This window comes from Chitinophaga sp. Cy-1792 (assembly GCF_011752935.1).
GTDB lineage: Bacteria > Bacteroidota > Bacteroidia > Chitinophagales > Chitinophagaceae > Chitinophaga.
In genome coordinates this window covers 3139397-3160752 of the sequence record NZ_VWWO01000001.1, presented here as the reverse complement: position 1 = coordinate 3160752, position 21356 = coordinate 3139397, and the positions used below count along the sequence as shown (strand labels likewise).

Annotated in this window: 18 protein-coding genes; 13 read left to right on the top strand and 5 right to left on the bottom strand. The window is 47.2% G+C overall.

Features of this window, described 5'->3' with window-relative positions; translation table 11 throughout:
- Positions 1-205 precede the first annotated feature (205 nt).
- The 4 genes from F3J22_RS12860 (at position 206) to F3J22_RS12845 (ending at position 5025) form a co-directional block, all read left to right on the top strand.
- Positions 206-1447 carry a multidrug effflux MFS transporter gene (locus F3J22_RS12860; RefSeq protein WP_255492060.1) on the top strand — a complete coding sequence of 414 codons (1242 nt, stop codon included), beginning with the start codon at positions 206-208 and terminating at the stop codon, positions 1445-1447.
- A gap of 152 nt (positions 1448-1599) precedes the next feature.
- Positions 1600-3972, top strand: coding sequence for an ABC transporter permease (locus F3J22_RS12855; protein ID WP_167017733.1), 2373 nt, complete (start codon positions 1600-1602; stop codon positions 3970-3972).
- A gap of 202 nt (positions 3973-4174) precedes the next feature.
- Positions 4175-4540: a VOC family protein gene (locus tag F3J22_RS12850; protein WP_167017731.1), complete on the top strand. Its 366-nt coding sequence runs from the start codon at positions 4175-4177 to the stop codon at positions 4538-4540.
- Between the two features lie 50 nt (positions 4541-4590).
- Positions 4591-5025, top strand: coding sequence for a hypothetical protein (locus tag F3J22_RS12845; RefSeq protein WP_167017729.1), 435 nt, complete (start codon positions 4591-4593; stop codon positions 5023-5025).
- Between the two features lies 1 nt (position 5026).
- Here the strand turns inward: F3J22_RS12845 and F3J22_RS12840 are convergent, their stop codons facing one another.
- The 5 genes from F3J22_RS12840 to dusB form a co-directional block, all read right to left on the bottom strand.
- Positions 5027-6859 carry a glycoside hydrolase family 9 protein gene (locus F3J22_RS12840; protein WP_167017727.1) on the bottom strand — a complete coding sequence of 611 codons (1833 nt, stop codon included), beginning with the start codon at positions 6857-6859 and terminating at the stop codon, positions 5027-5029.
- Positions 6860-6904: 45 nt separating this feature from the next.
- Positions 6905-9058 (bottom strand): glycoside hydrolase family 3 N-terminal domain-containing protein, encoded by a 2154-nt coding sequence (locus tag F3J22_RS12835; RefSeq protein ID WP_167017725.1) that lies wholly within the window; start codon positions 9056-9058, stop codon positions 6905-6907.
- A 179-nt stretch (positions 9059-9237) separates the two neighbouring features.
- Positions 9238-10071 carry an aldo/keto reductase gene (locus tag F3J22_RS12830; RefSeq protein ID WP_167017723.1) on the bottom strand — a complete coding sequence of 278 codons (834 nt, stop codon included), beginning with the start codon at positions 10069-10071 and terminating at the stop codon, positions 9238-9240.
- Between the two features lie 125 nt (positions 10072-10196).
- Positions 10197-10793, bottom strand: a complete 597-nt coding sequence (locus F3J22_RS12825; RefSeq protein ID WP_167017721.1) for a nuclear transport factor 2 family protein — start codon at positions 10791-10793, stop codon at positions 10197-10199.
- A 130-nt stretch (positions 10794-10923) separates the two neighbouring features.
- Positions 10924-11961 (bottom strand): tRNA dihydrouridine synthase DusB, encoded by a 1038-nt coding sequence (gene dusB / locus F3J22_RS12820; RefSeq protein ID WP_167018440.1) that lies wholly within the window; start codon positions 11959-11961, stop codon positions 10924-10926.
- A 289-nt stretch (positions 11962-12250) separates the two neighbouring features.
- On the opposite strand from dusB, the gene F3J22_RS12815 reads away from it, so the two are divergent.
- The 9 genes from F3J22_RS12815 (at position 12251) to F3J22_RS12775 (ending at position 21284) form a co-directional block, all read left to right on the top strand.
- Positions 12251-13639, top strand: a complete 1389-nt coding sequence (locus tag F3J22_RS12815; RefSeq protein ID WP_167017718.1) for a mercuric reductase — start codon at positions 12251-12253, stop codon at positions 13637-13639.
- A 44-nt stretch (positions 13640-13683) separates the two neighbouring features.
- Positions 13684-14628: an ABC transporter ATP-binding protein gene (locus F3J22_RS12810; RefSeq protein ID WP_167017716.1), complete on the top strand. Its 945-nt coding sequence runs from the start codon at positions 13684-13686 to the stop codon at positions 14626-14628.
- A gap of 5 nt (positions 14629-14633) precedes the next feature.
- Positions 14634-16196: an ABC transporter permease/substrate-binding protein gene (locus F3J22_RS12805; protein ID WP_167017714.1), complete on the top strand. Its 1563-nt coding sequence runs from the start codon at positions 14634-14636 to the stop codon at positions 16194-16196.
- A gap of 5 nt (positions 16197-16201) precedes the next feature.
- The gene (gene egtB, locus F3J22_RS12800) at positions 16202-17353 is read left to right on the top strand and encodes an ergothioneine biosynthesis protein EgtB (protein ID WP_167017712.1); all 1152 of its coding nucleotides are present in this window, start codon (positions 16202-16204) and stop codon (positions 17351-17353) included.
- 30 nt (positions 17354-17383) lie between these two features.
- Positions 17384-18379, top strand: coding sequence for an L-histidine N(alpha)-methyltransferase (locus F3J22_RS12795; RefSeq protein ID WP_167017710.1), 996 nt, complete (start codon positions 17384-17386; stop codon positions 18377-18379).
- A 278-nt stretch (positions 18380-18657) separates the two neighbouring features.
- The gene (locus F3J22_RS12790; RefSeq protein ID WP_167017707.1) at positions 18658-19137 is read left to right on the top strand and encodes a DinB family protein; all 480 of its coding nucleotides are present in this window, start codon (positions 18658-18660) and stop codon (positions 19135-19137) included.
- 47 nt (positions 19138-19184) lie between these two features.
- Positions 19185-19670 (top strand): DUF2867 domain-containing protein, encoded by a 486-nt coding sequence (locus F3J22_RS12785; RefSeq protein WP_205195198.1) that lies wholly within the window; start codon positions 19185-19187, stop codon positions 19668-19670.
- Between the two features lie 11 nt (positions 19671-19681).
- A complete protein-coding gene (locus F3J22_RS12780) occupies positions 19682-20269 on the top strand; it encodes a Crp/Fnr family transcriptional regulator (RefSeq protein WP_167017703.1) in 588 nt (195 codons plus the stop codon).
- 79 nt (positions 20270-20348) lie between these two features.
- Entirely contained in the window at positions 20349-21284 is a 936-nt protein-coding gene (locus F3J22_RS12775; RefSeq protein WP_167017701.1) for an alpha/beta hydrolase, read from the top strand.
- Positions 21285-21356: the final 72 nt, after the last annotated feature.

Here is a 21356-nt window from a genome sequence, read left to right as displayed (position 1 = left end):
TAAAATTCGTATATACATTAACGTTAGACAATTGCTACCCCACTCTTTCTGCAAGCACACATAAAACAAAAAAATATAATTTATCGATAGTTATAAAGTGTATATATCATTGTATAATTATTATCAATAGCTCCCGGGCATGGACACTGGGCATTTCTATACTATCTTTGGCACGTTAAGCGAAAACCATAAAAACAAATACCCATTGACTACAACAACGATATCGCCCTCGCGGTTCTTTTTTTTGATTTTAATTTTAGGAGCACTGACAGCGCTCGGACCATTTTCCATAGACATGTACCTCCCGGGATTCCCGGCCATAGCAAAAGATTTTGGCACCGACGTCACTACGATTGGCTTTTCTCTCACCAGCTTCTTCATTGGCATATCCGCCGGACAGCTGCTCTACGGCCCACTACTGGACCGATATGGCCGTAAACGCCCGCTGTATGCCGGACTGATTCTTTACATTGCTGCCTCCATCGGCTGCATCTACAGCCATTCGATTCAAAGCCTTATTATTCTTAGGTTTTTTCAGGCCATCGGTAGCTGCGCGGCCACAGTAGCCGCTGTAGCCATGGTAAGAGATATATTTCCCGTGCAGGACAACGCCAGGGTATTTGCCCTGTTAATGCTGGTAGTGGGTGCCTCTCCCATGGTAGCTCCCGCTGTTGGCGGCTATATCACTGCTGCTTTTGGCTGGCATACCGTATTCCTGATACTGACAGTATTGGGCATATTGATACTGGTTTCCAGCCTGTTATGGCTCCCGGAAAGCTACCAGCCCGATCACAGCATCTCCCTGAAACCCAGGCCCATCATCACCAACTTCCTCGCGGTACTGGGGAATGCACAGTTTACTACTTACGCCCTCGCAGGCGCCTGCAGCTTTGCCGGCATATTCGCCTACGTTTCCGGCTCTCCGAAAGTATTCATGGAACTATTCAGTGTAAGCGCCAAAGTGTACGGCTGGATTTTCGCCGGGCTTTCCGTAGGTTTTATCGGCTGCAGTCAGGTAAACAGTATTTTGCTCCGCAGGTTCCAAAGTACACAGATACTCCCCTATGCACTGACCTTCCAGTCTGTATTCGGTATCCTGATCGCGGCAACAGCCATGCTGCACCTGCTTACGCTGCCGGTACTCATTGTATTGCTGTTTGGATATCTCTGCTGCCTTGGATTTGTCAATCCCAATACTGCCGCCCTTTGCCTGGCGCCGTTTTCCAAAAATGCAGGTAGTGCATCTGCCGTCATGGGTGCACTGCAACTGGGTATTGGCGCCATCACTTCCGCAGCCGTAAGTGCTGTAAAAACGCCGGATGCCATGCCAATGGCCATCACACTGGCGGCATGCGGCATCACAGCACTGGCAGCCCTCCTCATCGGCAGAAGGTTTATTAAGTCGGGAACCATACAATCTGCCGGCAATAACGTTGTACTACACTAACTATTGTCTTACAATATCAAGCGTCCACTTTTGCGACAAATATGTCCGGAAGTGGACGCTTTTTTTATGCTCAGATACCGTAAACGCCCTGTTTTCAGTACTTTCACACTATGGCATATTGTTAGTTTCCTATTCGTTACAATATTTGTATTATGCTTAAGAACTACCTGAAAACAGCACTGCGTAATCTGCTGAAACATAAAACTTTCAGCCTGCTGAATATCTTCGGACTAAGTATCGGTATCGTTTGCGCCGGACTTATTCTACTCTGGGTGGAAAATGAACTGACCTATAACGCCAACATTACACATAAGGAAAATATCCAGCAGATAGAACTCAACTGGAACCAGAACAACAGCCTGCGCACCTTTACCTCCACTCCCGGCCCACTGGGCGCAACCGCCCTCGCCACTATTCCCGGCATCGTTTCCTATTGCCGCAGCACGGAAGACCAGGTGCAGGCACTCTTCAACTTTCAGAACAAACCCACATATGCCAATGGCAAATATGTAGACAATACCTTCTTCTCCATATTCCAGTGCCACTTCCTGGAAGGCAATCCACAAACGGCTTTCAGTCAGCCCAACAGCCTTGTTATCACTCCCCGTACCGCAGAGAAATTCTTCCATACAAAACAAAATGTGCTGGGAAAAACCATCCTGGTGAATAACGCCACCACCTATACGATTTCTGGTCTGGTCAATGATCTCCCGGATAATGCCACTGTAAAATATGAATGGCTCGCCCCATTGGAAAACTTTTACCCCAACCCCCAGCAGTACCTGAGCAGCTGGACTAACTGCGGACTCGAAACATACCTGCAAACCACACCTGGTGCAGATCTTAATAAAATTAACGATGGCTTGTCAGCCATCATGCGCAGCAAAATGCCTAACAGTATCAACAGTACGGTACTGCTCAATGCGAACGACTGGCACCTGCGCAACGTTTTTAAAAATGGTAAACAGACAGGTGGCACCATAGAGTTCGTACAGCTGCTGAGTATCATCGCTGGTATTATTCTGCTCATCGCCTGCATCAACTTCATGAATATGGCCACTGCCCGAAGTGAACAGCGCTCCAAAGAAGTGGGCGTGCGCAAAGCTTTAGGCGCCCCCAAAGGCAAACTGGTGGTACAATTCCTCATTGAATCGCTGTTACAGGCTGCACTGGCAGGTATCATTGCCATATGCATTATCGCACTGGTACTGCCGGCATTCAACGCATTGGTGGGAAAAACGCTGTTGCTTAATTTGCTGCAACCTCAACATCTGCTGATCTTTACGGCTATTATCCTGGTATCGGGTTTACTGGCTGGCAGCTATCCGGCCCTTTACCTGTCAGGGTTTCAGCCATTAGCCATCCTGAAAGGATCAAAGGTCAATACAGCCGGTGCTACGTTCATACGAAAAGGCCTGGTGGTTACACAGTTCACCATTTCCATATCACTGATCATTGCCACTATCATCATCTACCAGCAAATAAAACATGCTAAAACAAGGGATATCGGATTAAACATGGAGCAACTGATGTCTATCACCGTCGAAAAAGAAGACGTAAAACAATTCGATGTGATCCGTCAGGACCTGCTGAATACCGGCGTGGTGAAAAGCGTTGCCCTGGCTGATTACAACCCACTTAATGGTGGCAATAATACAGATGAATTCTACTGGGAAGGAAAACCAACCACCAACAGAACTATTACTTCCATCCGTTGTATTAATAAGGATTTCATTGCTACTGCAGGCATGAAAATCATCGACGGCAATAATTTCCTTGCGGAAGGTACAGATAGTACCAACGTCATCATCAATGAGGCAATGGCGAAACAGATGGGAAGCGGTAGTGTAGTAGGGAAAAATCTGTTCATAGGAGAAGGTAAAGCTCAAATGAATTTACGTGTAGCCGGTGTCGTTAAAGATTATGTTTATGGCGATGTGTACGGCAATCCGGACCCGGTCGTATTCTTCAATTTCCCTTCCGAAGCCAACAGGATCTACCTGAAACTCTTGCCGGTAAATGACCTGGAGTCTGCACTCAAAAAAATAGGAACGGTCATTACTACCCACAATCCGGCATATCCTTTCCGGTATAGCTTTACAAATGATCAGTTTAATGCCATGTTCAATACGGAAATTATGCTACAGAAACTCAGCCGCATTTTCGCCACCATCGCGATCCTGATCAGCTGCCTCGGCCTCTTCGGTTTATCTGCCTATACTGCTGAACGCCGTACCAGGGAAATAGGTATCCGCAAGGTGCTGGGCGCAAGTTCCTTTGGCATCACCACTATGCTATCGGTAGATTTCCTTAAACTGATATTGCTCAGCATACTAATCTCCTTCCCTGTATCGTGGTGGCTGATGAGTCACTGGTTGCTGCGTTTCCCTTACCACATCAGCATAGGGCCAATGGTATTCATTGTTGCAGGCCTCACTGCGCTGATTATTACCATGGCTACTATCTCCTTCCAATCTATCAAAGCTTCTATCGCTGATCCGGCAAAAAGTCTGAAAGCAGAATAATTGCATTTGTATAATAGAAGAGGATTTCTGAGAAGCAATTGCATTAAAGATTATGTTTGATGAATTCCCAACCGATACCTTCGGTATCGGTTGGTGTGTTCCGCGCTGCGCGCGGTAAACTACCGCCAGTCAAACAACTTTTAGATTTTTTTGGATTTCAGGAAGATCCGTAAAAATGATATCTTCACAGAAACCATGTTTTATGTCAACCACTTCATCCAAAAGTAAATACAAAAACGAGCAGGTACAGTACATCGAATTTCTTTCTGAAAACCTTGACCGTGCCGCCGCATTTTATTCCAGCAGTTTTGGTTGGGAGTTCACCAGCTACGGCCCCGGATACATTGGATTTGAGGGTGACTATGTAGATGGCGGCTTCGCGCAAGGCAAACCAGTAAATGGTACTGTGCTTGTCATCCTTTATTCCACCGACCTGAAAGCTACTAAAAAGAAGGTGATCGCTGCTGGTGGCACTATTGTAAAAGATGTTTTCAAATTTCCCGGCGGAAGTCGTTTTCACTTTGCAGACCCCGATGGTTATGAACTGGCCGTTTGGTCGGCAGAATAATAAAATGTACTGTATTTACACTAACCCATATTCCTGAAAAAATCACTATTATGTACGAAATCAAAGTACAGTCTCCGTTTACCCGGCACCCCGACGCCTATCCTGATTGCAATAATGAAAAAGCACTTGCTTTATACCAGGCGATCGATTGGGAAGAGCTGTATAGCCAGATAGAAGCCTCCGGCGACAGCCCTGAGAACCCATTTTATTTTTACGAGATAAACCGCCGGAACAACCTCGGAGAAAACGAAATGCTTTGCATCTCCGGCTGCTTATACGGGCGTGTAGGCGTTGGGTATATGCGGCCTAAAATGGAACGCAAAGGCTTTTTTAAGAAAAAGGATGTCCTTAATCCCAGATTCGCTACGCAAATGGATGGTGTAGAATCACCATTCGCACTCACCTGCCTGCAGGCTTTCCTGCGGGGAGACGCCGCCTATCTCGAGGAAAACCTGATTAACCAGGAGGAAGGATTTTCACAATAGTTTATTCTCCCATCGCCACTGCCCAGAGGTACCATGCAGTATGGGGCAGCCACTGTTCGGCCCAGCGCCAGTCGGCATCCTTGCCGGTAACCGCATAAGGGATATTAAAAGCGATATCATTTTCGTCTTCAAAACCGGAAGTAATACCATTCACGATACCGCCAGGTGCATTGGTATATTCAAATGTACCAAAGAAGCCGTAGGCAGGGTTATTATGCCCTGTCCCCTGTAACATGCAGGCATCATAGGGATTCAACCCCAGTATCCAGTTCAGCTGGTCACCGGCAAAATTGCGCAGACTATCAGCGAATGGTTTATCTGCTGCAAATAACCGCGCTGCCATACGTGCTGCCGTAGCAAGCGAGCCTAGCCTGGCATTTTCTCCCTGCCACCAGGGCGCTGCCTCGCTACCATGCGGAAAAAAGAAACTGCTTCTCCTGTTACCCAGTGTATCCTGCACCAGCTGCCGGCTATATCCAAACGGGTTATTGACTTCATTGGTTACAGCCAGCTCAAAACGCAGAGAGGCTGCTATGCCATTTCGTATAGCCGTCTGCGTTTTAACATCTGCATAGGGATAATACTTCAGCAAGGCCACCACAGGCAATCCTGCATCGCTGGGATGGAAAAAGGGCCTGTCCCTATCATCTGCGCGCCAGTAGCCGCGATACCTACCCCAGCTGGAAAGCCTTGACAGCAAACTGTTTGCGCGCTTTTCTGCGGCAGCTTTATAACGCACATCACCGGTAGCTTCCAGTAAGCCTGCGGCGGCAGACAATGCGCAATAATCATCTACAATATTCTCTTTGCCATCATTGGTCATCTCTTTATTATGTGCTTCCAGGTAGTTAAATGCACGGATGGCGGCCTGTAAATAGGCCTTATTACTATATTCTCCACTGGTATCATACATAGAGGCCTTCGCCAGGGCAGCAATGGCAATACCGCCACCAGAGCGGTAACTCGCCTGAAAACTCTGCCAGCTGTTATCATCCTTACCAGTGGTAAAAGCTGTCTGGTCTTTACTAACCTTGATTTTGTAATTTTTCTCTTCGGGCCGCACGATCCTGTCTACGGCACGCTTTCCTGGCCCTGGTGCACTCACACTTCTGTAAAAGGAACCATTTTTCGCCTGCATACGCGTAAGATAATCCGCACCATACATGGCTTCGTCCAGCAGACGACGGTTAAACTGCCTGTAATCTGTTCCCGGCTTATGGGTGAGCAGGTCGTAGGTATTGATCAGACTCCAAACCGTGAGTGATATCTGTTGCGGATTGAAGTAAGTAGAGAAAGACAGGTGAGAAAGATGTTTACCATAATCACCGGTAGCATCGTACCAGCCGCCATGGGCATCAATGGTATCTTTGGTTCCGAGCAGGCCGGTGTGGCGGTCTGCCTGGTCCAGCAGCCCGGAGCTACGCTGTCCTTTGAAATAGTATATAACATCGGAGATCGTCTGACGCTCCAGTACGTGCGCGCCTACACTAAAGGCATAGGAACTGTATTGATGATCGGGCAATGCTACTACCAGCCTGTATTTTCCGGGAGTGGTAAAAGAGGAGAAATCGATGCGCCAGAAATAAAGGTTTCGCCATTTATCGACGGTGCCCTTGTCGGCCAGCTGGCCACTGGCACTAACCTGGTTGGTGGCATCATCTATCAGTGTCCAGCCGGAAGGCTTAACCGGCCGGTCTGAAACCAGCATCGCTGATTTCTGTTGGGTGGTTTCGTAGCCTACATGATTGGTGACTACGCGAACGTTCTGTGAACTTACTGCCAGGGGTAGCAGACAGCATACAAACAAATGTCTGAAGGATAGTGAAAAGGGCATGGGCGGGAATATTTTCTATAAGATAATCATTCCCGCCACAAATCCTTAACCTTTTATGTTGAACGGTTTCGACAGTTTGAAATGTTCTGAATCCGGTCCTACATGAATGGTATAGTTGCCTTTATAGAGCTTCCACTGGCGTTGCTGCATATCCCATTTCTGCAATTCACTTACAGGGATACTCAGTTCAGCTACTTTGCTGCCACCTTTATCCGTGCGAACACGTGCAAAGGCTTTCAGTTCTTTTACCGGCATACGGTCTACAGCAGGATAGCTGATATAAGCCTGTACTACTTCATCAGCCGCTATCTGGCTGCTATTGCTTACGTTGACGGCTACACGGATGGTATCACCGGCTTTATAATTAGCCACTGGCTCCTGTTTCCAGGAATAGTCAAAGCTGGCATAACTCATACCGAAGCCAAAAGGCCACGCTGTTTGCCCTTTGAAATAGCGGTAGGTACGGTTTTTCATGCTGTAATCCTTATAGTCCGGTAAATCGCTGATAGATTTGTAGAATGTCAGCGGGAGTTTGCCGGAAGGGGAATATTTTCCGAAGATGATATCCGCGAGTGCGTTGCCTCCCTGCTCACCCGGGTACCAGGCCATGATAACGGCATCCGCATAGGGAGCAATTTCGGCCACATCTACGGCGCTACCGGAGGTAATTACGGCGATGATAGGCTTCTTATGTGCCGCACGGAGTTTCTGCATGAATATCACCTGGCTGCGGGGCAGACTCAATGAATTTTTATCGCCACCATGTGCAGCGAGGAATGCATCACCGTCTTCACCTTCCTGCAAAGCGGTCAGGCCGATAACAGCCACGGTTACGTCGCAGTTTTCAGAAGCCCAGATGCCTCCAAAATGAAGGGTATCGGTGAAGTCGCAGCCCTGGTCGTATTGCACGGCCATGCCTGCACCGGCAGCTTTGGTCAGTCCTTCTACGAAGGTGACCATATCACCGGAGAGTCCATGATAGTTGCCCATGAGGGCTTCCAGTGAAGCGGAGTTGGAACCGGTAACCAGCATGGAGGATAATTTCTCCTTATTCAGTGGCAATACGCCGTCATTTTTCAGCAGTACCATGCTTTCGCGGGCTGCCTGGCGCGCCAGTTCTTTATGCCAGTTGTTATTGACGCTGTCTGCACCATAGCCTGCATATGGGCGGTGCGCGGCATCGTTGTACAGTCCCAGCTTCATTTGTGTACGTAGCGAATGTATCAGTGCGCTGTCTACATCTGCCATTGTCAGCCAGCCATTATCCATAGCTTTCTGTACATCATCCTGGAGGATGTTGGCGCAGTCGAGGTTTACACCTGCCTTAATAGCTGCTGCTGCCACTTCTACTCTTGTAGGAATCGTTTTATGTCGTGTCCAGATATCTTCCAAGGCCCAGCAGTCGGTCACTACCTGCCCGGTAAATCTCCATTCTCTGCGCAGGATATCCTGCAGGAGTGTGTTGCCGGTGCAGCATGGCTGACTGTTAACGCGGTTATAGGCACACATGATAGATTCCACATTGCCGTCTACCAATTTTTTGAAGGCGTAGAGATAGGTTTCACGAAGGTCTTTCTCGTCTACGATGGCATTGAATTGGTGACGGTCGGCCTCAGGGCCGCTATGCACTGCGAAGTGTTTCGCGCAGGCAGCTGTTTTCAGGTGCTGCGGATCATCTCCCTGTAAGCCATTGACGAAGGAACCAGCCATGGTAGCTGTCAGGTAGGGATCTTCCCCATAGGTTTCCTGTCCCCTGCCCCAGCGTGGGTCACGGAAGATATTGATATTCGGGGTCCAGAAATTAAGCCCCATGTATTGTACATGCCTGCCCTGTGCTACTGCCAGGTTGTATTTGGCGCGGGCCTCCGTGGAAATAGTACCGGAAACGGCCTTTGCCAGCTGCGGATCAAAGGTGGCCGATAAACCTATCGCCTGCGGATACACGGTAGATTCACCACCACGGGCAATGCCGTGCAGGGCTTCATTCCACCAGTTATAGGCAGGAATTTGCAGGCGCTCTATCGCCGGGCTGTTATAGCCCAGTAAAGAGATCTTTTCCTGCAGGGTCAGGGTTTTTAACAGGTCCTGAACCCTTGTTTCATTGGGCAGATCCGCCCGCCTGAACACCGGCTCCTGGGCATAAACCTGCGCCAGTCCCAGGAAAGACAGGGTAATAGTAAAGATGCTTTTTTTCATCATTTCGTACGAAAAATCTGTTGGCTAAATAATATCTTATCCTCAAGATATCAATAATTCCGTATAGTTTCCTTGCATGGCTGTATTCGGTTAATGCAGCATTAATAAACGCGATGATACCATAAAAAAAGCCGGTCTCTACTGGGTAGAGACCGGCCTGCAAATCATTGATCTTTATAGCACTAGAAATTGAAGTTATCCGGATCAGGACCTACGCGGGTACCTTTGTCCAGCGCATCAATCGCTGCTATATCTTCCGCAGAAATTTCAAATCCGAAGACATTGGCATTGTCTGCAATTCTTTTCTGCTGAATGCTTTTTGGAATGGTCACCACGCCTTTCTGCAGGTCCCATCTTAATACCAGCTGTGCAACAGAAACTGCATATTTCTGCGCCAGTTCTTTCAGCTCAGGAATATCGAAGATACCACCCTGCATCAGCGGGCTCCAGGCCTCATACTGGATGTTGTGTTGTCTGGTGAAATCCAGTAAGGATGGCTGCACCAAACGTGGATGGAATTCCAGCTGGTCTACCATTGGTATTACTTTAGCGCCCTGCATCAGGTCTTCCAGCTGATGTTGCAGGAAGTTGCTGACACCAATTGCTTTTACACGACCTTCAGCATACAGTGTTTCCAGTGCGCGCCAGGTTTCTTTATACTTTCCTTTTACCGGCCAGTGGATCAGGTAAAGATCCAGGTAATCTGTTTTCAGTTTAGATAAAGATGTTTCGAATGCTTTGATGGTAGTATCATATCCCTGGTCGGCATTCCAAACTTTCGTAGTGATGAAGATATCTTTTCTGTCTGTTGCATGATTGGCAATAGCGGTACCTACACCTTCTTCATTGCCATAAACCGCTGCTGTATCAATATGACGGTAACCTGCGTTCAGTGCATACTTCACTGCATCAATCACCTCTTGTCCTTCGTTGGTTCTCCATACGCCCAATCCGAAATATGGCATCTGAACACCGTTTGCAAGTTGTACTGTTCCTTTAATGTCTGTAATTTTCATAAAATTTTCTTTTGCTTCTTAAAATCTCCACAATTAATAATTGCGCACTCACTACAAAGATAGTTCCGGTTTTTTAAATGTATTATTCCTGATATAATAGGCATTATCAGAAAAATAATAACGCGCTATAGTGGCTGTTTTTTGTTGACAGAATCCAGTGGAAGGTTATAAAAACGCTTTACCAGTCTGCTATCGGGTAATGAATTCAAAGTGGCGATCAGCCATTTGTCGTTTTTCTTTACCATCTTGCCTTTATAATAACCTACACTGAGCAGGTCTATCTCACCGCTTTTGAGGTCTGTCCAGACATTGGCACAATACATACTTACTTTTACGGTATCGTTGGTGGTGGCTTCGAACTGCATATTCGACAGCAGGTGACGTTGCTGAAAATGTGCATCTTTCACACTGGCGGCCAGGTCAAAGATACGGTCAGAGAAATGTGTTTTACCATGGAGTACCACGCCGTCTATTTCACCGCTGATGCTATCGTCCATATATTCCAGGCATCTCTCCAGTTTCACATTATCAAAATTTTCTGCAAAACTATAAATGACTTTTTCTATCTGTTGCTGATCACGGAAGCGGACTTCATACCGGAAGGTACTATCGGGGATCTGGGTACTGCTATTGGTAAGCGGGTCGTGCTTTTCAGAAGGATAAGTACAGGAAACTGCTGCTATACATACAGCTGCAACCATCAGGGTCTTAAATCTAAACATGCGTAGGGGGAATTTAATGGTAGACAAATCGCACACGGACAACCTTATTACGAATATAACAAAAATGGACCAAGGCTTGTTCCCTGATCCATTCCATTTATTTCTAAAATTAAGATTTACCTGTATCTGCCTATAAAGGGCAATTCTGATGGTAGTCTATCAGCTCTATTTCCTGGCGTTGCAGCTCAATGCCTTTGTAGTAGGCTTCAATTTCGTCCAGTACGGCCACCACTTCTTCTTCCGTTTTCAGGGTTACCAGCCTGCTTCTGAACTGTTTTATTTCCGGCAGTCCTTTCAGATAGCCGGCATAGCAGCCACGCATTTCATTGATACCTTGTACCGGACCTTTCCACTTTATAGATTCGTGCAGGTGCTTTTTACTTACGGCGATACGTTCTTCCAGTGTCGGACCTGCCATCAGTTCACCTGTTTGTATATAATGTTTGATCTCACGGAATATCCACGGGTAGTGAATGGCAGCACGGCCAATCATGATGCCGTCAACACCGTAGCGGTTTTTATACTCCAGCGCTTTTTGCGGTGTATTGATATCGCCATTTCCGATAATCGGGATATGGATACGTGGGTTATTCTTCACTTTTCCGATCAGCGTCCAGTCTGCTTCTCCTTTGTACATCTGGCAACGGGTGCGGCCGTGGATAGCCAGGGCTTTAATCCCGACATCCTGCAGCCTTTCTGCCACCTCTTCTATATTTTTGGTATCATCATCCCATCCCAGGCGGGTTTTGACCGTAACGGGCAGCTTTGTGGCCTTTACGCAAGCCTCCGTAAGCTTTACCATCAGGTCTAAATCTTTCAATACACCTGCACCGGCACCCCTGCCTGCTACTTTTTTCACCGGACAACCGAAATTGATGTCCAGCAGGTCCGGATTAGTGACATCCACAATCTTAGCCGCCATGGCCAGACTGTCTTCATCACCTCCAAATATCTGAATACCTATAGGTCGTTCAAATTCAAAGAAATCCAGCTTGCGGCGACACTTGATGGCATCACGGATCAGTCCATCACTTGAAATAAATTCCGTATACATCAGATCAGCCCCGTTTTCTTTGCATACCACACGGAATGGCGGGTCACTGACATCCTCCATAGGAGCCAGTAACAGCGGAAAATCAGGGAGCGTTATGTTATCAATTTTCACCAGAATGCTGAATTTTTGAGGGTGCAAAGTTAGGCTTTTTCTCGCAAAACACCGTTAAACGCCTGTGTAGATGCTTATTTTGTGTTTAGGAGATTTAATAAGAGATTCTGACCTGTTTTATATAACTTTCGTATGCTTTTTGATTAATCCTGAATCACGCTTTCCAACATTTTCGAACTTATTCTGTTTTCTCTAACTAACGAATAACAATAACGTATAAACGACATAACATCATCCTTTGTCTCTACTGAGTAGAGACTGTTTATGCCGCTTAGCGGGAAAAAAATTAGCCATGGAAAAATTTGACGCTATCATTATAGGATCAGGCCAGGCTGGAAATCCGCTGGCAAGCAAGCTTGCCGCAAAAGGACTGAAAACTGCCATTATTGAAAAGCGTGCCCTGGGCGGTACCTGTATCAACGACGGCTGTACCCCCACCAAAGCCATGATTGCCTGCGCAAAAGTAGCAGAAGCCATCCGGAACAGTCAGCGCTGGGGTATCTCCGTAGATCATAGCTCCATGGAAATAGACCTGCCGTTTATCGTACACCGCAAAAATGAAATCGTACAAAACTTCAGGAATTCCATACTACGTGGTTTCGATAACAAACCGGAAATAAAGCTCTTCATGGGTACCGCTGCTTTCTCCGGTCTTAAAAAAGTCATGATCAACAAGCTGGATGGCGGTAATGTAGAAATTGAAGCAGACAAAATCTTTATCAATACCGGCGCTACCACCATCATTCCTGATATTCCGGGTATAGACACCGTTCCCTTCCTGACCTCCACCACTATTCTCGACCAGATGGAAGTACCGGAAGAACTGATTGTGCTGGGAGGCAGCTATATAGGCCTGGAACTGGGGCAGCTCTATCATCGTTTAGGCAGTAACGTTACCATCGTAGAACCCGGCATACACCTGATGTCAAGGGAAGACGAAGATGTAGCCGCTACCGTGAAAAAATTCCTGGAAACGGAAGGCCTGGATATCCACCTCTCTGCCCATCCCGATAGCATCAGCTATGACAACGGTACCATCAGCCTGAATATCATTGCCGGCAATACCCGGAAAACTATTACCGGCACGCATCTGCTGGTAGCCACCGGCCGCAAGCCGCAATCTGCCGGCCTTCAGCTCAGTAAAACCAATGTCACCACAGATGATCACGGCTTCATACAGGTAAATGATTTCCTGGAAACCACCTGCCCGGGCATCTACGCCCTCGGCGATGTAAAACCCGGCCCCGCATTTACACATATGTCGTACAATGATCATCTGATTGTATACCATAATATCTTCGAAAACAAACATGAATCTATCCGTACAAGGCCCATTCCCTACTGCATGTTTACCGACCCGCAGCTGGGCCGCATCGGCCTGTCCGAAAAAGAAGCCGTACAGGCAGGCTACCCTATTAAAGTAGCCAAATTAGGCATGAACAAAGTAGCCAGGGCCATAGAAACCGGACTGACAACAGGTTTTATGAAAGCCATCGTACATGCGGCTACAGACAAAATCCTCGGCGCCGCCGTCATCGGCGACCAGGGCGGAGAAATCATGTCTATGCTGCAACTGGCCATGGCAGGCGACATCACCGCACGCCAGCTGAGCCAGATGATTTTCGCCCATCCACTATATGCCGAATCTTTAAATAACCTGTTCTTAACACTGGAAAAATAAAACCCGCTTTGGGTAAATAATTCCTCATCAATCCTATTGTCCGGATGATCCAATTAACACATGTCAGCAAAATTTTTGATAACGGAAAAAATGCAGTAGACGATATTTCCTTTGAAGTACAGGCAGGTGAAATCCTGGTACTGTTAGGCACCAGCGGCTGTGGTAAAACCACTACCCTCCGCATGATCAACCGACTCCTGGAACCCTCTGCCGGCAACATTTTCATTGATGGTGCCGACACCAGCACCATCCCGCCTACCACCCTACGCAAGGGCATGGGTTATGTCATGCAAAACAATGGCCTCTTCCCACATTATACCGTACTGGAAAATATCAGCACCGTACCACAGCTACTGGGATGGGACGACGACAAAACCCGGGAACGCTGTATCTCCCTCATGCATAAACTGAAATTAAATCCGGATACCTATGCAGACGTATACCCAGCACAACTCAGCGGTGGCCAGCAACAACGCGTCGGACTGGCAAGGGCACTCGCCGCAGACCCACCGGTACTCCTGATGGACGAACCCTTCGGCGCCTTGGACCCACTCACGCGATCGGGTGTACGAAAAGAATTTAAAACACTGGACGAACTACATAAAAAAACGGTTGTCCTGGTGACCCACGACATTGAAGAAGCCCTTGAACTAGGCCATCGCATCTGCCTGATGAACGAAGGACGTATCCAGCAGATCGGCTCTCCTATTGAGTTGCTTTTCCGGCCACACAACGATTTTGTACGTAACTTCTTCGATGGTCAGCGGCTACAGCTGGAGCTTTCCGTGCTGCACCTCCAGGATATCTGGCAATTTATTCCACTGACGGATATCCCCGACAGCTACCGCGAAGTTCCTGCCAGCACCAACTGCTGGGAGGCCTTGTCGCTACTCGGTAAAGGCAATGTGGTAGCACGTTCCGGCACTCTTTCCAAACCTATCACCGCCAGCAGCATCATGGATGGCCTTCACTCATTTAAAAAACATTAATGGCCATGGAAGCAACACCAGGATTTTTCTCCTTCATACAACAGGAATCAGGTAAGCTGCTGGAACAAACCATCACGCATACCGGACTCACCTTCATATCCGTGCTGATAGCCATCGCCATCGGCCTGCCGGCCGGCATCCTGATCACCCGCCGGAAGCGACTGGCAGCGCCTGTGCTGGGTATTGCCGGCGTACTACAAACCATTCCCAGCATTGCACTGCTCGGTTTTATGATACCGCTGCTGGGAATAGGCCCCAAACCGGCCATAGTGGCGTTATTCCTATATGCTTTACTACCCATCATCCGCAATACCTATACCGGCATTAAAGGAGTGGACCCAGCCGTCACGGAAGCCGCTACCGGCATGGGTATGAGCGACCGCCAGCTGTTACTGAAAGTACAGCTGCCACTGGCCATGCCTGTTATCCTCGCAGGCATCCGCACCGCTACGGTAATCAACGTGGGCGTAGCCACCCTGGCGGCTTACATCGCTGCCGGCGGACTCGGCGAATTCATATTTGGCGGTATCGCACTGAACAATACCAATATGATCCTTGCCGGCGCCATACCAGCCGCATTACTGGCCATCCTGTTCGACTGGCTCATTTCCCTGTTACAAAAATCAAGGATCAGCGGTTCACGGTGGCGACTATACGCTTTACCCCTGCTGATATTCGGCCTATCATCTTTCTATCTTATACCATCTACAGACAGCAAGCTGACAGCAGGTTTCACGCCGGAATTCATGGGACGCCGCGACGGCGACATCGGGCTTAAAGCAATTTACGGGCTACACATACACACACTTGTCATCAGCGACATGATCATGTACAATGCCGCCTATGAAAAAAAGGTGGACGTTATCAGCGGAAGTAGCACCGATGGGCGGGTAAAAGCTTTTAATCTGGCCGTACTGGAAGATGATAAACATATCTTCCCGCCCTATTATGCCGCACCCATCGTGCGCAATGCCACCTTACAGCAATACCCGGAACTGGAACCCGTACTCGATCAACTGGCTGGTACAATTAATGATAGCATAATGACGGCATTGAACTATCAGGTGGATTTCCTGAAATATAGTCCGGAAAAAGTGGCAAAGGATTTCCTTACGGCTAAAAATCTCTGGAAACCCGCCCGCAAAGGCAATAAAGGCACTATCACCATCGGCTGTAAAATATTCGGCGACGGCTATATCCTTGCCAATATGTACAAAATGCTGATAGAAGGAAATACCGACCTGGAAGTAAGTACCAAACTGGGACTCGGCGGCACAAAAATTTGTTTCGAAGCATTGAACAATAATCAGCTTGACTTGTATCCGGAATATAGCGGTACAGGTTTGCTGGTTATCCTTCAGGCGCCCGACACCGTTACCGACCGGATTATCAGCAGCAGTCAGCAGGTATTTGATTATGTAAGCAGCGAATTTGAGAAAAAATACCAGATCAAATGGTTAAAACCGATCGGCTTCAATAATACATATGCTTTGATGATGCGCAAGGAACAGGCTGATAAACTGAATATTCACACTATTTCCGATTTATCTCGTTATATGAAAAAATAATCTGTATGGCTTTGCTCGAAAAATATAAAACTGTAAGATCACGTTCTGAATATATCTGCCGGCCGCTGAAAACGGAGGACTACGTAGTACAACCCGTTGTAGATGTGAGTCCGCCGAAGTGGCACCTGGGCCATACCACCTGGTTTTTTGAGACTTTCATCCTGCTTCCTAATGCTCCCGGCTACACGGAATTCGATCCGCAGTACAATTTTGTTTTCAACAGTTACTACGAATCTGTGGGCGCCCGCGTTATCCGTACAGACCGTGGTAATCTGAGCCGCCCCGCCGTAGAAGACGTAATGCGGTACCGCCGCCATGTGGATGCCGCCATGGAAAAATTCCTGAGCGGGCCACTGGAAGCAGATCTCAAAGCTTTGATTACGCTGGGTCTTAATCATGAGGAACAACACCAGGAATTACTGTACACCGATATCAAATATATACTCGGCCACAATCCACTGATGCCCCCGTATGATGAAACGAGGAACAGCCAGGGTATCCCGGCCACTCCGGCCAACTGGATTACCATACCCGCAGGGATATACGAAATAGGTTTCCAGGGAGATGGATTTTGTTTTGATAATGAGTTAGGCAGACATAAAGTCTACCTGCATGAATACGCCATCAGCTCAGCGCTGGTGACCAATGCCGAATACCTGGAATTCATTAACAGTGGCGGTTACCAGGACTTTAAATACTGGCATGCAGAGGGCTGGGACTGGGTAAAACACAATGAAATCAGGTGCCCGATGTACTGGTACCAGATAGATGAAAAGTGGCATTGTTACACCTGGCAAGGCTTGCAGCCACTGGACCCGGAGACGCCCGTATGTCATATCAGCTATTACGAGGCCACCGCATATGCCGCCTGGAAAGGGTTACGGCTTCCAACAGAAGCTGAATGGGAAGTAGCAGCTGACAAATTCGAATGGGGACGCCGCTGGGAATGGACAGAAAGCGCGTACCTCCCCTACCCTGGCTTCACCAAGGCACCTGGTGCCATCGGAGAATACAACGGAAAATTCATGGTAAATCAGATGGTGCTGAGAGGCGCCTCTGAGGTAACACCTCCTGATCATAGCAGGATTACATACCGCAACTTTTTTCATCCACCGCTACGGTGGCAGTTTACAGGAATAAGACTTGCAAAAGGCTAATTATTTCATTCATGATTTCAAACATGATTTATGGCACAATTAACTGTAATTTCCACACCAGCAAACGTTTTCCGGACACGTCCCGCAAGCTCCTTCTACCACGATGTAGTACAGGGACTACGGGCACAACAAAAATACCTGGACCCGAAATACTTCTATGATGCCGCCGGCGATGAACTATTTCAGCAAATCATGCAATGTCCTGAATATTACCTGACAGGCTGTGAAATGGAGATTATGACACAGCAGTCTGCCGCCATAGCAGCGGCTTTCAGCAAGTACGCCGCCGATTACGATGTCATCGAACTGGGTGCCGGCGATGCATCTAAATCTATACACCTGCTGCAACAGCTGATAGATAACGGCACCGACTATACGTACTATCCTATAGACATTTCAGGAAATGTTATTCAGCTCCTCAACAGCAGTTTGCCGCAACAACTGCCACAGCTCAGTTTCCGCGGATTGCAAGGAGAATATTTCGAGATGTTGAAATATGCTTCCACCATATCTTCCAGGAGAAAAATCCTGTTATTCATGGGAGGCAATATCGGTAACTTCTCACCCGCAGCGGCACGCAGCTTCTGTCAGCAATTGCGGCAGCACCTGCAAAGCGGCGATTTACTGCTCACAGGTTTCGACCTGAAGAAACACCCGCAATTAATTCTGCATGCATATAATGACAGCGCAGGAATCACCAGAGAATTCAACTTCAACCTGCTAAGACGCATCAACAGAGAATTGCAGGCCGATTTCGACACCAGTAAATTCGAACATTTCCCTACTTATGATCCGCAATCAGGTTCCTGCAAAAGTTACCTGATCAGCTTATGCGCACAACAGGTTCATATAGGCGACGACGTTACCATTCCCTTCCGGGAAAATGAACCTATCTACATGGAGATTTCACAAAAATATGATCCTGTAGAAATCAATCAGCTGGCGGCTTTTGGTGGATTTGCTCCTGTAGCGGAATTCCGCGACCAGCGTAACTGGTTCTCCGATTGTCTGTGGCAGGCTGTTTGACGTTTTTCATGCAAAGCAAGCAGTTTTTCGCAAACTCGCCTTCGGCGTTTTTTCTCTCGCAAAGCAGCATAAGCGGCAAAGAAGCAAAGGATTATGTTTTATTAATTATGGTACTTCTATAGAGACCCAAACAATAAAACACAGGCCTTATAAACAACAAAACGCAGGTATTTGCTGCTCTGCTGCTTATGCTGCTTGGCGAGAAAGCCCGCCGCAGGCGAACTTTAAGGCCGAAGGCCTTCCTTTGCATCTTTGCGAGCAATAAAAATCCAACAACTATGTACGATACTAAACTGATAGTACAATCGCTCCGCGACGAACTGCTGAAAGGCAATGCACATGTAACCTTTGAAGAAGCCATACGTAACCTTCCGGCAGAAAAACGCGGCGAAGTGCCGGAAAATATGCCCTACAGCATCTGGCAGCTGGTAGGCCATATCCGTATGACACAGTGGGACATCCTGGATTTCTCCAGGAACCCGCATTACAAAGAACTCAGCTGGCCGCACGACTACTGGCCAAAAGAACGGGCGCCCAAAAATGAAGATGCCTGGAAAAAATGTATTCACGAGATCAAAGAAGACCTCCATGCATTTATTGCCCTGCTGGAAGCCCCTGACGCAAAACTCTTTGAACCCTTTGCCCATGGCGACGGACAGCACCTCTTCCGGGAAGCCCTGCTGATCATCGATCATAATAGCTATCATGTAGGAGAAATTGTTGCATTACGCCGGCTCCTGGGCGTATGGCACGGATAGGCCGGTATTTCTTAACTTGCGCCTGCAAAAACAGGCAGCTGGTGCAAATGGATTTAAAATACTGGGATACATATATCCGTCAAAGAAGATTTTATAAAGATATCCGGGAGATGACCATCGCGGATACAGACAGGGAAAGGGTTAGCGCCAATTTTTTTGCAATCGGCGGCCACCAGGGATGGTACTATGGCGACTGGCTATGGCAGCTCCGCGGCTGGATGGACCAGCTGGCCGGCGGCCCCGGACTGAAACGCGGAAGGGTCCATCCTACTGCTTTACAGGCAGGTGATCATGTAGATGTATGGCGGGTACTGGAAGCAAATAAAGCGTCAGATATATTGTTGCTGAAAGCCGAAATGAAGATGCCCGGTGAAGCCTGGCTGCACTTTCAGCTGAAAGACAATAAAATAGTACAAACGGCAATATATGTGCCGGGGTCTGTTTTCGGAGATATATACTGGGCCAGCGTCTGGCCATTTCATGGTTTTATTTTTCCCGGTATGCTGCGCGGCATCGTAGCTCATAATGGTTAAAGTATGATCTCATGAAAGATAGCGATTACGTAGATGCACTTATACAAATGCTGGCTGCGGATGATCAGCAACTCTCGCTGCTTCTGAGAGAAAAATGTGAAGTACTAACGCTGAAGAAAGGAGAAACGCTCATTGCATTTCAATCTTCCAACAGAAAAATTTACTGGATTGCGACAGGAAGCTTTATTCGCAACATCATTACTTCCCGCGGGGAAGAAAAAACCGTCATGTTCCATACAGAAAGCTTCTGCGAGTTCTTTAAATCCTACGATACCGTATATCTTCACAGCAAAACCAACTATGAAATTATTGCCAATGAGGCAGCTGTCGTAATAGCCATCCATTTTGATATACTGATGAACGTCATGAAAAACAATTTAAAACTGCTGCAGTTTTATAATGAAAAAACAGAAGCATTATTTGTTACCATTGATTTATTCCGAAACTTTCAATTAGGGCTTACCAGCGAAGAATACCTGGATTGGCTCTACCATAATTACCCCTTTCTTTTCAAGCGTTTCCCTGCCCAAAGCATTGCCAGTTTTATGGGTATTACCCCTGTCTGGCTCAGTAAATTAAAGGCAAAACTCATTTCTTAAATTAATTTAAGCCGTTTCATTTTTACCTAAAATAGCTTTGTGTTGTTAATTCATTTAGCAAGCAATAAATATTAGTAAAATGAAATCCTACCAATCAAATAAAGCATGGTCAGCACTGAATGCATTGCTTCCCGAAGCATTTCAGATCAAGCCGGACAATCTTCCGCTGGAAGAAACCTGGGAATGGCATGGTAATCAGATGCACCTCGACCGTTATCCCAATCCAGGTGCTGAATACAGGATTTTCCTGCATCACGGCGTTGGTACCAACGGAAGGCAGCTTAATATGATTTTCGGTCATAAAATGGCTGCATTAGGCTATGATGTGGTGGCTATGGACAACCTCGGTTACGGTATGACGGAAGTCAACCAGAAAGATATCACCTATAACGACTGGGTCCATTCGTTTGCAGACTTCGTTAATGCAGAAACAAAGCGGGATTATAAAAAGCCGGTTCTTTACGGGCTCAGCGCAGGCGGTATGCTGATCTATAACGCTTCCTGCTTTATGAATGAAGTACATGGCATGATTGGCATGTGTTTTCTGCAGAATGACAATAAATATGTGGGCAATAAAACAGCTAAGTTTCATGGCACCAACTGGCTGGTTATTCCTGTCATGGAAAAATTATCCAAAACCAAAGCCAGGACAGCGCTCATTGCCATGAAAGATGTTTCTAAAATGGATTGCCTGTGTAATAACGAGGCAGCCCTGCAAATTTTCCTGAAAGATTATGCATCCGCAGGTGCAAAAGTGCAACTGCAGTTTCTGGCTGATTATATGACCTACAAGTTACCAATACCCGTTGAAGCATATGATAAATGCCCGATTTTATTGACGCAGCCTGAGCTGGACAGGTGGACGCCGCTGGAGCTCAGTGAGCTATCGATGAAAGGGATTAAGGCGCCATATACCGTAAAAATCCTGGAAGGCGGCGGGCATTATCCGATGGAAGAAAAGGCATTGGTAGAATTAATTGCCTACGCAGATGAATTTATTAAATCGCTTAAATAGCGGGATTTCATTCAACATATATAAAAAAAGACGTCTGCACAAATGTGCAGACGTCTTTTTTTATAGAGAAGT

Excerpts from the sequence above, each read along its gene's own strand:
- F3J22_RS12785 (WP_205195198.1), top strand. The coding sequence starts at position 19,185 with ATGGATTTAAAATACTGGGATACATATATCCGTCAAAGAAGATTTTAT.
- F3J22_RS12815 (WP_167017718.1), top strand. The coding sequence starts at position 12,251 with ATGGAAAAATTTGACGCTATCATTATAGGATCAGGCCAGGCTGGAAAT.
- F3J22_RS12825 (WP_167017721.1), bottom strand. The coding sequence starts at position 10,793 with ATGTTTAGATTTAAGACCCTGATGGTTGCAGCTGTATGTATAGCAGCA.
- F3J22_RS12830 (WP_167017723.1), bottom strand. The coding sequence starts at position 10,071 with ATGAAAATTACAGACATTAAAGGAACAGTACAACTTGCAAACGGTGTT.
- F3J22_RS12840 (WP_167017727.1), bottom strand. The coding sequence starts at position 6,859 with ATGCCCTTTTCACTATCCTTCAGACATTTGTTTGTATGCTGTCTGCTA.
- egtB (WP_167017712.1), top strand. The coding sequence starts at position 16,202 with ATGGCTTTGCTCGAAAAATATAAAACTGTAAGATCACGTTCTGAATAT.
- F3J22_RS12790 (WP_167017707.1), top strand. The coding sequence starts at position 18,658 with ATGTACGATACTAAACTGATAGTACAATCGCTCCGCGACGAACTGCTG.
- F3J22_RS12845 (WP_167017729.1), top strand. The coding sequence starts at position 4,591 with ATGTACGAAATCAAAGTACAGTCTCCGTTTACCCGGCACCCCGACGCC.
- F3J22_RS12805 (WP_167017714.1), top strand. The coding sequence starts at position 14,634 with ATGGAAGCAACACCAGGATTTTTCTCCTTCATACAACAGGAATCAGGT.
- F3J22_RS12795 (WP_167017710.1), top strand. The coding sequence starts at position 17,384 with ATGGCACAATTAACTGTAATTTCCACACCAGCAAACGTTTTCCGGACA.
- F3J22_RS12810 (WP_167017716.1), top strand. The coding sequence starts at position 13,684 with ATGATCCAATTAACACATGTCAGCAAAATTTTTGATAACGGAAAAAAT.
- F3J22_RS12850 (WP_167017731.1), top strand. The coding sequence starts at position 4,175 with ATGTCAACCACTTCATCCAAAAGTAAATACAAAAACGAGCAGGTACAG.
- F3J22_RS12780 (WP_167017703.1), top strand. The coding sequence starts at position 19,682 with ATGAAAGATAGCGATTACGTAGATGCACTTATACAAATGCTGGCTGCG.
- F3J22_RS12775 (WP_167017701.1), top strand. The coding sequence starts at position 20,349 with ATGAAATCCTACCAATCAAATAAAGCATGGTCAGCACTGAATGCATTG.
- F3J22_RS12855 (WP_167017733.1), top strand. The coding sequence starts at position 1,600 with ATGCTTAAGAACTACCTGAAAACAGCACTGCGTAATCTGCTGAAACAT.
- F3J22_RS12835 (WP_167017725.1), bottom strand. The coding sequence starts at position 9,058 with ATGATGAAAAAAAGCATCTTTACTATTACCCTGTCTTTCCTGGGACTG.